This window comes from Nocardiopsis eucommiae, assembly GCF_965344335.1.
Taxonomy (GTDB): Bacteria; Actinomycetota; Actinomycetes; order Streptosporangiales; family Streptosporangiaceae; genus Nocardiopsis; species Nocardiopsis eucommiae.
In genome coordinates, this window is record NZ_CBDRIY010000046.1 from 1 (window position 1) to 12,276 (window position 12,276).

Annotated in this window: 15 protein-coding genes; 2 read left to right on the forward strand and 13 right to left on the reverse strand. The window is 71.4% G+C overall.

The window, feature by feature from the left end:
• Nucleotides 1-71: 71 nt before the first annotated feature.
• From ACRWK8_RS23170 to ACRWK8_RS23195, 6 genes are all read right to left on the reverse strand, one after another.
• Complete coding sequence (locus ACRWK8_RS23170; protein WP_378737967.1) at nucleotides 72-377, reverse strand: DUF1416 domain-containing protein; 306 nt, start codon at nucleotides 375-377, stop codon at nucleotides 72-74.
• Nucleotides 374-1,219: a sulfurtransferase gene (locus tag ACRWK8_RS23175; protein WP_378737969.1), complete on the reverse strand. Its 846-nt coding sequence runs from the start codon at nucleotides 1,217-1,219 to the stop codon at nucleotides 374-376. Before ACRWK8_RS23175 ends, ACRWK8_RS23170 begins: the two co-directional genes overlap by 4 nt.
• A 372-nt stretch (nucleotides 1,220-1,591) precedes the next feature.
• Nucleotides 1,592-1,678, reverse strand: a complete 87-nt coding sequence (locus ACRWK8_RS23180) for a putative leader peptide (RefSeq protein WP_355267795.1) — start codon at nucleotides 1,676-1,678, stop codon at nucleotides 1,592-1,594.
• 116 nt (nucleotides 1,679-1,794) lie between these two features.
• Complete coding sequence (locus ACRWK8_RS23185; protein WP_378737971.1) at nucleotides 1,795-2,118, reverse strand: TlpA family protein disulfide reductase; 324 nt, start codon at nucleotides 2,116-2,118, stop codon at nucleotides 1,795-1,797.
• On the reverse strand, nucleotides 2,118-2,816 hold the full coding sequence (locus ACRWK8_RS23190) for an LmeA family phospholipid-binding protein (RefSeq protein WP_378737973.1): 699 nt from the start codon (nucleotides 2,814-2,816) through the stop codon (nucleotides 2,118-2,120). The genes ACRWK8_RS23185 and ACRWK8_RS23190 overlap by 1 nt, the downstream gene beginning before the upstream one ends.
• 242 nt (nucleotides 2,817-3,058) lie before the next feature.
• Entirely contained in the window at nucleotides 3,059-4,213 is a 1,155-nt protein-coding gene (locus tag ACRWK8_RS23195) for a putative quinol monooxygenase (protein WP_378738321.1), read from the reverse strand.
• Nucleotides 4,214-4,454: 241 nt separating this feature from the next.
• On the opposite strand from ACRWK8_RS23195, the gene ACRWK8_RS23200 reads away from it, so the two are divergent.
• Complete coding sequence (locus ACRWK8_RS23200) at nucleotides 4,455-5,261, forward strand: HAD family hydrolase (RefSeq protein WP_378737975.1); 807 nt, start codon at nucleotides 4,455-4,457, stop codon at nucleotides 5,259-5,261.
• 82 nt (nucleotides 5,262-5,343) lie between these two features.
• Here the strand turns inward: ACRWK8_RS23200 and ACRWK8_RS23205 are convergent, their stop codons facing one another.
• The 6 genes from ACRWK8_RS23205 to ACRWK8_RS23230 all read right to left on the reverse strand — a co-directional run bounded on the left by ACRWK8_RS23205 (nucleotide 5,344) and on the right by ACRWK8_RS23230 (nucleotide 10,636).
• Entirely contained in the window at nucleotides 5,344-6,024 is a 681-nt protein-coding gene (locus tag ACRWK8_RS23205; RefSeq protein WP_431872864.1) for a hypothetical protein, read from the reverse strand.
• A 238-nt stretch (nucleotides 6,025-6,262) separates the two neighbouring features.
• The gene (locus ACRWK8_RS23210) at nucleotides 6,263-7,198 is read right to left on the reverse strand and encodes an NAD-dependent epimerase/dehydratase family protein (protein WP_378737981.1); all 936 of its coding nucleotides are present in this window, start codon (nucleotides 7,196-7,198) and stop codon (nucleotides 6,263-6,265) included.
• Nucleotides 7,199-7,427: 229 nt separating this feature from the next.
• Nucleotides 7,428-7,526, reverse strand: coding sequence for a 30S ribosomal protein bS22 (locus tag ACRWK8_RS23215; protein WP_013155353.1), 99 nt, complete (start codon nucleotides 7,524-7,526; stop codon nucleotides 7,428-7,430).
• Nucleotides 7,527-7,746: 220 nt separating this feature from the next.
• The gene (locus ACRWK8_RS23220) at nucleotides 7,747-8,382 is read right to left on the reverse strand and encodes a histidine phosphatase family protein (protein WP_378737983.1); all 636 of its coding nucleotides are present in this window, start codon (nucleotides 8,380-8,382) and stop codon (nucleotides 7,747-7,749) included.
• 31 nt (nucleotides 8,383-8,413) lie between these two features.
• Entirely contained in the window at nucleotides 8,414-9,715 is a 1,302-nt protein-coding gene (gene hemL, locus ACRWK8_RS23225) for a glutamate-1-semialdehyde 2,1-aminomutase (protein ID WP_378737985.1), read from the reverse strand.
• A 258-nt stretch (nucleotides 9,716-9,973) separates the two neighbouring features.
• Nucleotides 9,974-10,636 carry a phosphatase PAP2 family protein gene (locus ACRWK8_RS23230; RefSeq protein ID WP_431872867.1) on the reverse strand — a complete coding sequence of 221 codons (663 nt, stop codon included), beginning with the start codon at nucleotides 10,634-10,636 and terminating at the stop codon, nucleotides 9,974-9,976.
• Between the two features lie 261 nt (nucleotides 10,637-10,897).
• Here ACRWK8_RS23230 and rraA point away from each other — a divergent pair, with 261 nt between their 5' ends.
• A complete protein-coding gene (gene rraA / locus ACRWK8_RS23235) occupies nucleotides 10,898-11,380 on the forward strand; it encodes a ribonuclease E activity regulator RraA (protein WP_431872869.1) in 483 nt (160 codons plus the stop codon).
• Here the strand turns inward: rraA and ACRWK8_RS23240 are convergent.
• Nucleotides 11,377-12,093, reverse strand: coding sequence for a hypothetical protein (locus ACRWK8_RS23240; protein WP_378737991.1), 717 nt, complete (start codon nucleotides 12,091-12,093; stop codon nucleotides 11,377-11,379). The two genes, rraA and ACRWK8_RS23240, sit on opposite strands and share 4 nt — an antisense overlap.
• Between the last annotated feature and the right edge of the window lie 183 nt (nucleotides 12,094-12,276).

Sequence of the window (12,276 nt, forward strand, 5' to 3'; positions counted from 1 at the left end):
CCCCCCCCCCCCCCCCCCCCCCCCCCCCCCCCCCCCCCCCCCCCCCCCCCCCCCCCGCGGTGGTCCTGCTGTCAGGCCTCGACCTGGACGTCGATGACCTTGCCGACCTCGGCCGTCACCGTGTACTCGCCGGTGAAGCCCTGGGAGGCCAGGACCCGCAGCTTCCACTCGCCGTCGGCGGCGAAGAAGCGGAAGGTGCCCTCGTCACCGGTGGCCACCTCCCCGACGAAGTCGTCGGAGGAGTTCAGCAGACGGGCGTAGGCGCCACGCAGGGGCTGACCCTCACGGGTGACCGTGCCCTGGATGACCGCCTGGTTGCCCGCGTCGACGTCGGCCAGGGCCACGCCGCCCTCGGGTGCTCCGCAGCTGTCGCTCACTTGGCCTCAGCCTCTCCGAGCTCGACCGGGACGCCCACCAGGGAGCCGTACTCGGTCCAGGAGCCGTCGTAGTTCTTGACGTTCTCCAGTCCGACGATCTCGTGCAGGGCGAACCAGGTGTGCGAGGAGCGCTCGCCGATCCTGCAGTACGCGATGATGTCCTTGTCGAGGTCCACCCCGGCCTCGGTGTACAGCTCGCGCAGCTCGTCGGCGGTCTTGAAGGTGCCGTCCTCGTTGGCGGTCTTGGCCCACGGGATGTTGCGCGCGGTCGGGATGTGCCCCGGGCGCTGCGAGGTCTCCTGCGGCAGGTGCGCGGGGGCCAGCAGCTTGCCGGTGAACTCGTCGGGCGAGCGGACGTCGACCAGGTCCTTGGTACCGATGGCCTCGACGACCTCGTCGCGGAAGGCGCGGATCGAGGAGTCCTGCTCCTGGGCCTTGTACTCGGTGGCGGCCCGCTCCGGGACCTCCTCCACGAGCTCGCGGGAGTCGAGCTCCCACTTCTTGCGGCCGCCGTCGAGCAGGCGGACGTTGTCGTGGCCGTAGAGCTTGAAGTACCAGTACGCGTAGGCGGCGAACCAGTTGTTGTTGCCGCCGTACAGGATGACCTGGTCGTCGTTGCCGATGCCCTTGGCGGACAGCAGCTTCTCGAAGCCGGTGCGGTCCACGAAGTCGCGGCGGACCGGGTCCTGGAGGTCCGTCTTCCAGTCGATCTTGACAGCGCCGGGGATGTGGCCCTTGTCGTAGGCGGACGTGTCCTCGTCCACCTCGACCAGGACGACGTTGGCGTCGTCCAGGTGAGCCTCCACCCAAGCGGCGTCCACGAGGACGTCGGAGCGGCTCATGAGGAACCTCCTGTGCTTTCTGTGCGGTGTCGCGTGTGCGGTCGGTGCGTCGCGTTCCGGGGGCGCGGTGCCCGGAACAGGGGTTTCGGGGCGGCCTCCCCGCCCCCGACGGCCACCGAAACATCCACCGGTGGCGCGGAAGGGCGCGGGAGAGGCACTACGCGTGGGAAAGGGCGGTCGCGGCGGTGGCGAGCCGTTCCGGGTACGACGGAGGATGTTCCCGGGGTCACCGACGGTGGCGACGGAGGGGAGGGAACCGTCGGGTGTGGTCGGGGTCCGGGGCGAACGACGGGTGAACGCCGTCGTTCCCAGCGCGTACGCGGAAGGGGCCGGTCGCACGGAGCGAGCGGGGGCTCGGAGGGCCCGTCCGCCCTAGGGACACGGACAGAGCGCGGCAGCGACGCGGCAGAAGTCCACCGCTCGTCGCTTCGTCAGATACGCGCTCGTCAAGGAAGTCACGTCCTAGACGCTACAGGCCGCACCGCGACCTTGTCACGGGTGTCCTGGATCACAGGACGGGCGTCCCAGGATGTGGGACGCCCGGAGCGGTGGCGGCGGCGTCGCGGGGCCGCCCGTCAGAGCACCGCCTCGCCCAGGGCGGCGATCACGTCGGCCTTGCGGGGCTGCCCCCCGGCCCGGCGGACCACCCGGCCACCGGTGTCCAGCACGAACACCGTGGGGGTCCCGTGGACCTCCAGCCGACGTACGAGGTCCAGCCGGGACTCGGCGTCGACCTCCACGTGCGCCACCCCCTCGACCATGCCCGCCACGTCCTCCAGGACACGGCGGGTGGCGCGGCAGGGCTGGCAGAAGGCGCTGGAGAACTGCACGAGGGTGGCCCTCGCGCCCAGCTCGGCACCGAGATCGTCGGGGCCGAGCGTCTCCGCCGCCGGGGTCATCAGACGGCCTCGGAGCCCATCAGGGGAACGTCGTTGCCGGTGCCGGTGATCTTGAGGCCGTTGGAGGTGGCCTCCATCTCCTTGGCGGTCAGGCCGAAGGGCAGCTCGGGCACCTGCGCGCTGAAGGTCAGCATGGTCGAGACCATGGCGTCCACGTTGAGGGGGACGTCCGCCACCTCGATGTCGACCGGGGTGACGTGCAGGGTGTCGCCGTCGACGCTGAACTCCCCGGCGCTGGAGACGGAGACGCTCCGGCCCAGCTCGGGCACGGCCAGCTCGCCGTTGATGCGGGGCTCGCCGTTCTCGGTGGTGATGGTCATGCCCTCGGGCAGGTACGGGTTGAAGTAGGCGTAGGGCACCACGAAGGAACCGTCCACCTGGCCCGCGGTCACCGTGGGCTGGTCCATGAGGTCGCTCAGGGGCGCCTCGACGTCGGAGGCGGTGGCCTCGATCTTCTCCACCGTCACGCCGCCCATCGTGGCGCTGTCGGCCTCGATGTTGACCTCGGTGTACGTGCCGCTGATCACCTGGGGGAGGAAGGCCCACCCCTCGATGGACACGTCCGGGTCCTCGGACATCTCCATCTGGTCGGCCAGACGCCCGGCCAGGGTGCTCTGCGCGAACGAACGCGCTCCGACGTCCGCCACCACGACGAGCGCGGCGAGCAGGATCAGGAAGACGACAAGGAACTTACGCATCGGGGCTCCCAGCAACTTTCTTTGGCTCCGGCGCGGCTCTCGGCTGGGTCATCCGGCCGGTCTCGGTCACACGCCATCGGCGCCCGACGGGCACCGGTCATGAAAAACCTGTAGGGAAGGGTACTTCACCCGAGGTGGGACGCGGGGCGCCCGGAGTTGGTTGCGTCCGGGGCGTCGGCGCGGGCGGTACGGGGTCCCCCCGGATCGTGCCGGAGGGATCGACGACGGCGTGGAACGCCTGGTCAGCGGGGCATCAGCAGCGCTGCGAGGCCGTCCGTGGCGGCGGCGCCCGAGAGGGAGAGCTCGATCACGTTGGTGGCCACCACGTGCCCGGAGAGGCGCCGTGTGAACTCCATGACGTGCGGCTGCTGCTCGTGCTCGGACTGGGCGAGTTCGTCCCGGTAGATCGCGTAGACGATGCGCTGCAGGGGTGCGCTGGGAACGGTGTGCGAGGCGAACAGCAGGGTGTCCGGTTCCCGTTTGGAGACCTCGGCCACGACGGCGTTGGCGAGCTGGTCGAACCCGCCGCCCTGGCCGTCGGCGAGCGTGTAGATCGTGATGACGCCGCGGAGCTTGCTGGGCGGGGTGGCGGGCGCGCCCTCGTAGAGGTCGTCGTAGTTCTCGGCGTTGCGGCGTTTGCGGCGCACGGGCTCCTCCTGGGGCTCGTCGTCGAGTTCGTCTTCGTCGTCGTACTCGTCGTCGTAGTAGTCGTCGTACTCGTCGTCGTAGGGGTCGCGGCGCGGCTTGGCGGCCAGCGCCCCGGCACCCCAGAGGGAGGAGACGGCACCGAGGACCAGCAGCGGACCGAGGACGCCCAGCCCCATGCGTCCGACCACGACGGAGAGGAGCACGGCGAGCGCGACCAGACCCAGCACGGCCAGGTCGCTCCGGCCGGGGCCCCGGAGTCCGCGGCGCGCCACGGCGACGACCGCGAGGACGAGGAGGACGGCGACGAAGCCCTGCACGCCGTTGACGAGCGCGCGAGGGATGAGGTCGTAGTGCTCTCCCAGCGGGGGGAAGGCCGCGTCGAACCGGCCGCTGATGCGGTCGACGCTGAGCACCACCAGGGGAACGATGGTCAGGGCGGTGACGAAGAGGCGCGCGGCGAAGCGGCCGTTGGGTGAACGGACCGCGAACTCCAGGGCGCCCCAGGCCGCGTAGAGCGGGGCCAGGAGGCTGACACCGATGTGGAACAGACGGAAGGTGACCTGTCCGAAGTCGAAGAGCACCCCGATGACCGCCGCGCTGAGGCCGACCGTCACCCCCAGGGACGCGACCAGCCAGGCGATCGCGGAGACACTGGGACGGCGTTGGGCATACGCGGTCAGCGCGGCGGTGGCGCTCCAGCCCACCAACGCGCTGATGAATGTCAGTCCTACCGTGACCATCCCGACCATGATGCTGCACCGCAAAGGGTGGATGTGCACCGCGTGCACCTTCGGCGGCACGGTGACCGGGAAGATCCCGCAGAGTGGAGGCCAGAACCCCGATCTACACTGTGACCTTCATCACCAGGTTTGACGCCCTCGCCCTGTCGCGGCTCGGCACCCGTGGGTGGTCATAAGCTCGCAGTACGCGGGGAAGCGCCACCCCGGACATCCGGAGGGCTGCCTCCCCCACCACAGCCAGGAGAGAACCGTGTCACACGACGCCGTTTCCCCGAAACCGGTCGGCCCCGGAGCCGCGTTCTTCGACGTGGACAACACGCTCATGCGAGGCGCGTCGATCTACCACTTCGCCCGCGGCCTGGCCTCCAGGGACCTCTTCACCACCCGGGACCTCATGCGGTTCGCGTGGGGGCAGACGGTGTTCCGGGTGACCGGCAGCGAGCAGCCCGAACACATCAACGCCGCGCGCGAGGCGGCCCTGGCCTTCGTCGCCGGTCACGGGGTCGAGGACCTGGTCACCCTGTGCGAGGAGATCTACGACGACACCATGGCCGACCGCATCTGGGAGGGCACGCGCGCGCTCGTGCAGGAGCACCTGGACGCGGGCCGACCGGTGTGGCTGGTCACCGCGACCCCGGTGGAGCTGGCCCAGATCATCCGTCGCCGTCTGGGACTGACCGGGGCGCTGGGCACCGAGGCCGAGTGCGTCGACGGCGTCTACACGGGCCGGCTGAACGGCGATCTCATGCACGGCCCGGCCAAGGCCGTGGCGGTGCGCGCGCTGGCCGACAAGGAGGGGTGGGACCTGGCGGCCTGCTCGGCCTACAGCGACTCCTCGAACGACCTGCCGCTGTTGTCGTTGGTCGGTGACCCCCACGCGGTCAACCCGGACGGCGACCTGCGCCGGTACGCGCGCACCCACGAGTGGCCGGTGCACGACTTCCGCAAGCACCGGGCGGCGCTGAAGGTGGCCGTTCCCGCCGCCGTGGCGGGCGCCGTGGCCGGTGCGGTGGCCGTACGCGCCGTCAGACACCGCAGAGCGCTCAGTCTGCGCTGAGCACGCCGGAAGCCGGGTCCGTACCCCTGGGAGTGCGCTGGCACGCGACAGAGGCGCACGGGCGCTCACGGGCGCACCGCCGTCAGCGCCGTCGGTAGAACACTGGCAGGGCGCTCATGCCCTCGCCCCGGAGGGCCGCGCGGACCCTCGTGCGGAAGCTCGGCCTGACGAGCTGGGTGAGCAGGAAGCGCACCGGCCCGCCGGGCAGGCGCACGTGGTTGACGAGCGCGTAGGGCGACTCGTCCAGCGGCTGGAGCAGGGTGGAGTTGTCCACCCCCGCCTTGTCGACGTACCAGCGGGCCAGGTCCTCCCAGACCGCGACGGCCCGCTCGGGGTCCGGGGCCGTGAAGTGGTTGAGCAGGTACGTGGCCGAGGGGTCGTCGCCGGTGACACCGATACGGCGGATGTTGCGCGCGGTCATCAGCGGCTCGCCGTCCAGCTGGCGGTAGGCGTCGGAGCCCAGCACGTCCGCCAGCCGGTCGGGGGACGCCACCGTGACGAGCAGGACGACGTCGTGGCCCGGAGCGCCCTCCAGCGGCGGCATGAGCACGGCCTCGTAGACCGTGGTCGCGACCACCGCGGGCAGCTCCTCCAGCTCGTCGGCGAGCACCCGGAACCGCGCCAGCGCGCGTTCCCGCTCCTTGTCGCGCCGGACGAGGGCGCCGTGTGCGGGAGGCGCCACGCGCGCGCCGACGTACAGGTAACCGTAGGGATGGGGTTCGAGGAACTCCGTCCGGTCCGGCTCCGGGCTGTTCCTGGGCATGGCGCCTCTCCTCCGTCAGTCGGGGCGGGGAGCCCCGTCACGGTGCCTGCCACCGAGCCTAACCGCGACGTCGGTGGAGACCCTGGTGGCGGCGCGGGCCGCGCCGCTACGGCGCGCGACGGAACGACTGCCCGAGCGGGACCGTGCGGGGTCGCGGCCGGTCCGCGGGCCTGGGCCGACGAGATGCGCGACCGGTGAGCCACGGGGCCGCCACCGGCCCGGGGTGACGCGGGGGAGGCTACCGGCCCAGAGTGGCGCGGGCCAGGGCCAGCACGTGGATCGGACGGAGCCCGGATCCCCGGTGCGCACCGCCCCGGCTGTGCGCGTAGGACTCGAAGGCCTCGATGGAGCTGTAGGAGGGCACCCAGTCCAGGGCCCGGCACAGCGGCGCGGGGTCCAGGCGCGGGGCGTTCAGCCCCCCGCGCACCGCGCGGGCGGAGCTGGAGCTGGCGTAGTCGATCCGGCCGTGCCTGGCGACACCGCGCAGCACCCTGAGGCCGCGTGCGGGGACCGGGAGGCGCTGGCCGCCGACGCGGCGCAGGCAGTCGGAGAGCGGGACCGTGTCGGCCCCGGAGACGTCGAAGAAGCCGGTCTCGTCGCTCAGCGCCATGCGGACGAGGGCCTCGGCTCCGTCGTCCTCGTGCAGGAACTGCACGCGCGGGTCGCGGCCCATGACGGTGGGCACGACACGGGAGTCCATGTAACGGGTGAGTGGGGTGTCCACGGAGGGACCGATGAGGTTGGCGAACCTCAGGACGGCCACGGACAGGTCCGGGCGGCGGCGCTGGAGGCCACGGGTGTGCCGTTCGACCTCGGCCGCGTCGTCGGCGTCCAGGGTGGCGCTGGAGCGCACCACCAGCCGCCGGACGGTGGAGGAGCGCTGGGCGGCGCCCAGGACCCGCATGGTCCCCAGGAGGTTGTCCTCGCGGTTGGGGTCGTTCGCGGTGTCCAGGCCCAGGTGCAGGACCAGTTCGGCGCCGGACTCGGCGACGATGCGGTCCAGGCTGCCGTCGTGCAGGTCGACGTGCTGGTACTCGACCCCCGTGGTGCCGCTCGGCGGAGGAGCGGAGTCCGCGCCGATCACCCGGTGCACACCGGGTCCCTGGCTCAGGGTCTGGGCGACCCCGGCAGCGAGGGGGCTGGAGACCCCGGTGACGAGTACGACACGAGCCATGGAGACACGTTCCTTGGAAGGAGACGGTGGTGGTCCGGATGGGCCACGAACCGCTCACCCCCGTCGGAGGCGAACCGGTGAGGATGACCCATGGGTCACAACAGTGGTACACCCGGAAAATTCCGTTCCCCGGCCGACGCCGGGCAAGGGAAGTGAAGTGTCTCCGCGTCCGGGGCGTGCCAACGGCCCGCCCGCGCCCGCGGAGAGACGACCTACGTCGCGAACGCTCCTACTTCTTGTTGCGACGCGCCACACGCGTGCGCTTGAGCAGCTTGCGGTGCTTCTTCTTCGCCATCCGCTTGCGGCGCTTCTTGATGACGGAACCCATGGGATCACCTTCTCGCTGACGAGTGAGTACGGACATGCCGAACCACTGGTGACGAACACCTGCTGGCTCGGATGCGGTTGCTGGGCTCGCCCGGGCACACGCGCGCGCAGCGCGGGTGGCCGGTGCGACCGGGGCGGGCCCCGGGGAGGACGACGGTCACTGGTACACACGTCTACCGCACCCGTGGGCCCAGCTTACCGCTACGGGCAACCCGGGCGGATCACGCCCCGGGAAGAGACGGACCCTCGCCGTAGAGGACGGCGGCCGGTTCGGCGTAGCTGACACTGGCCAGTCGCTGATCCGCGAAGGTCAGCGACGTGACACTGGCGAGGTTACATTCCCGCAGGTCCGGCCGGTGCCACAGGCGCCTGCCCTCGGCGGCCCGGCGGGACATCCAGATCGGGAGCTGGTGGCTGACGCACACGGCCTCACGTCCCCAGGCGGCCCGCCGGACGACCTTGATGACCTCGACCATCCGGTTGACGATGTCCTGGTAGGGCTCGCCCCACGAGGGCCGGAAGGGGTTGTACAGGCGCCTGAGCACCTGCGGGTCGCGCGCCGACTTGGAGGACAGCGCCATCCCCTCGAACTTGTTGGCCGCCTCGATGAGCCGGTCGTCCAGGGTCACCGGGAGGTCGAACGCCTTCTGGAGCGGGACGGCGGTCTCCTGGGTACGGTCCAGCGGCGACGAGTACAGGGCGGCGATGTCGTGGCCCTCGAACCAGTCGGCGGCCATCTCCGCCATCCGCTGCCCCTGGTCGCTCAGGTGGTAGTCGGGGAGTCGGCCGTAGAGGACCTTCTCGGGGTTGTACACCTCACCGTGCCGGAGCAGGTGGACGACGGTGGTCGTGGTCATGGTGGAGGATCCTTCCGAGGTGCGGGTCGGGTCAGCCCTGGGACTGGGCCTGTGCCGCGGCCCGGGCGGCCGCGGGCAGGGCGTCGATCACCCTGCCGACGGCGGCCTCGTCGTGCGCGGAGGAGAAGAACCACGCCTCGAACGCGGCGGGCGGCAGGTAGACGCCCTGTTCGAGCATGGAGTGGAAGAACGCGGCGAACACCTTGGTGTCCGTCGTGCGGGCGCTGTCGAAGTCGGTGACCTCGCGGTCGGTGAAGAAGACCGTGAACAGGTTGCCGCCGCCCTGGATGCGGTGGGTCACGCCCTCGGCGGCGAGCGCTTTGGAGATCTCGCTCTCGACCTGGGCGGAGACCCGGTCGATGTGCGCGTAGACCTCGGGTGTGGCGCCCCGCAGCGTGGCCAGGCCCGCCGCCGTGGCCAGCGGGTTCCCGGAGAGCGTCCCCGCCTGGTACACGGGGCCGTTCGGGGCGAGGCGGTCCATGATCTCGGCGCGTCCGCCGAAGGCCGCGGCGGGCAGGCCGCCGCCCATGACCTTGCCGAAGGTCATGAGGTCGGGGGTCACGCCCTCCAGGCCGAACCAGCCGGAGGCGCTGACGCGGAAGCCGGTGAGGACCTCGTCGAGGACCAGCAGGGCCCCGTGGGCGTGCGCGATCTCCTTGAGGCGGGCGTTGAACCCGGCCCTGGGCGGGACCACGCCCATGTTGGCGGGGCAGGCCTCCGCGATGACGCAGGCGATCTCGTCGCCGTGCTCGGCGAAGGCCCGCTCCACGGCCTCGACGTCGTTGTAGGGGAGCACCAGGGTGTCGGCGGCGCTGGCTCCGGTGACCCCCGGGGAGTCCGGCAGGGCGAACGTGGCCAGGCCGGAACCGGCGGCGGCCAGGAGGGCGTCGACGTGGCCGTGGTAGTTGCCCGCGAACTTGATGATCTTGCTGCGCCCGGTGAACCCGCGCGCGAGGCGGATCGCGGACATGGTGGCCTCGGTCCCGGAGTTGACCAGGCGGACCTTCTCCACGGGGGTGCGCTCGACGATCAGCTCCGCGAGCTCGACCTCACCGGGGGTCGGGGCGCCGTAGGAGGTCCCGGCCGCGACGGCGCCGTGGAGGGCCTCCACCACGCTCGGGGCGGCGTGCCCGAGGACGAGCGGCCCCCACGAGCAGACGAGGTCGACGTACTGGCGACCGTCGGAGTCCGTGAGGTAGGGGCCTTCGCCCTTGACGAAGAACGGCGGGGTGCCGCCGACCGCCCCGAAGGCGCGCACGGGCGAGTTCACGCCGCCGGGAACGACGGCGGCCGCCCGCTGGAAGAGCTCTGCTGAAGTCTGTTGAGTACCCACCTCACCAGTGTGTCAGCTGCGCTCTCCCCCGTGACCGTGACCCGCCCCGCAACGCTCTCGGCCCCCGCCGGTACCGGTCGTGGCACGCCCTCAGTCCCGCAGGAGCACCCGCACCAGCCGGTGCACGCCGGTCCCCCACGCCGAGGGCGGCCACCGTTGAGAGGGGTCTCACCCGCCGTCCGGCCCGCAGACCTCCCGCCCCCGGACGCACGTGTGCCCCGCCGGGGGGACGGGGCACACGTGGAGGGGGAGGAAGGGTCAGGCGTCGCTGTGGGCGTTCTCGCGGGTCCGCTCGGCCTGGGGGCCGTGGGCCGCGTCCTCGGTGAGCAGCAGGGGGCGCAGGCGGTCGTTCTGGGCCAGTTTGTCGACGACGGCGGTCATCGGGCGGGCGGCCAGCAGGGAGACCAGGGTGGCGACGAGGGCGCCGACCAGGAGGCCCACGGTCACGTCGTGCGGGTAGTGGGCGCCGACGAAGACCCGGGAGAAGGCCTCCAGGACGGCGAAGACGGCCGCGACGACGGCGAAGCGGCGCCAGGCGACGATCACGGCGGCGGCCGCGGCACCGGCGATGGCGGCGTGGTTGCTCGGGAAGGACCAGTCACCGATCGGGTCGCACGTGGCGATGGTGTTCAGGTCCGTCATGGCCTGGCAGGGGCGCAGCTGTTCGAAGAACGACTTGATGGTCCGGCTGACCGCGTAGGCGATGACCGTGGCGACCGGCGCGAAGAGGGCCAGGCCGACCAGGCGCGAGCTGACGGACCGCGCGCGCCACCAGGCCATGAGGAAGAGGATCGCGAACACACCGAGGAACAGGTCGGTGCCCCATTCCGCGGCCGTCTGCATCCAGGGGTCGAGCCCGTCGGCGAACTCGATCACGGACCGTGACCAGGAAGCGCTGACGGCGAAGATGTCGGAGACCATCTCTCTCCAGGGGTCGTACGGGGAGGAGAGTCGCCCTGACGGCAGGGGGAAGACGGGGCGACGGCCCGGTGACGGGACTCCCACGAGCGAATGACGGGAAGGTCCTTATCCTGTCATCCGTCGAACCCCCTTGAGACCGTGGAAGCCCGAAACCGACGAAAGAGACACGGTCCACCCACCAAAGACCCCGGTCGGGACCCGGCGCTCTACCAGCAAGTAACTTGGGGCCCGTCCACTCACACCTCACGGACCGGAGTTGTCATGGCCACGAGCTTCACCACGGCGGACCTCATCGACGACCACGGCGACACCCTGCGCAGCTGTTCCACGCAGTTCCGGCAGTACGGGGGGCACGAGGTGTTCTCCGGTCCGATCCGCACCGTGCGCTGCCACGAGGACAACGGGCTGGTCAAGCGAATCCTCCACTCCCCCGGTGCGGGGGCCGTCCTGGTGGTGGACGGCAACGGCTCCCTGCGCACCGCCCTGATGGGCGACATGATCGCGGAGGCCGCCGTACACAACGGCTGGGCCGGGGTCGTCATCAACGGCGCCGTCCGCGACACCGTCGCCCTCGGCGGGCTGGAGCTCGGGGTGAAGGCCCTCGGCTCCAACCCCCGCAAGTCCCTCAAGGACGCCGCCGGACGCGAGGACGTGCCGGTCACCTTCGGGGACGTCACCTTCAAACCGGGAGAGTGGCTCTACAGCGACCACGACGGGATCGTGGTCAACACCACCGCGCTCTAGGCGGCCGGCTTCCGCCACGCCTGGTTCCCGACGAACGGCGCCGCGCACCCCAGCAGGATCGCGGGCATCAGCAGCACCCCCGTGAGCGCCGCCCACCGGGGGTCCGGGGCGAGCACGCAGGCGACTCCCGTGACCACCCCGACCGCCGTCACGCCTCCGCCCACGAACCAGCGCGCCCGGTTCCACCAGCGGACGGCGGGGGTGTCGTGACCCCTGCGGGTGCGCAGCACCAGGGCCAGCAGGCCGAGGGCGACCAGGAAGGCCGCCAGGAACAGGCCCACCAGACGGTCGCTGGACACCGGCAGCGCACGCCCGGCCTCCGAGTACAGCATGACCACGTGGACGGCCGTCAGGAACGCCGCCAGCGCGGCCAGGTGAAGGTTCAGCAGTCTGCCCAGCGAACGCCCGGACCAGAACACCGGCATCCGCAGGGCCCGCTGGAACCCGGCGCCCAGGCGGGCTCCGACGGTCAGGACCGCGACCAGCAGCAGGATCACCCCGGGCATCGCGCTGGCGAACAGCCAGCGGGAGGTCATCGTGGGCTCGCCGTCGAGCCCCACCTTCCCGCTGGGGACCACCTCCGGGAGCTCCGACCACAGTGTCGCCGTCACCCCCACCGCGACCAGCGCCATGAGCGAGGCGAACACCGCCCCCACCCACGGAACGGGCACGGCTTCCCTTTCGACGACGGATTCCCCCGGGTTCGCCACCATGTGACTCCCACCTTTCGACGTACTCGATTCCTTGGTGGGAGAAACGTTAGGAATTCCGCGCCGCCGACACATCGGGCCCGGGGCACGCTCCGGTCATGTGCCTGGTCGGGGGTGGGACATGCCGGAGGTCATGGTCGGAACATGCCCGCATTCGTGACCCTTCGGGCCATTCCGGGAACCCTC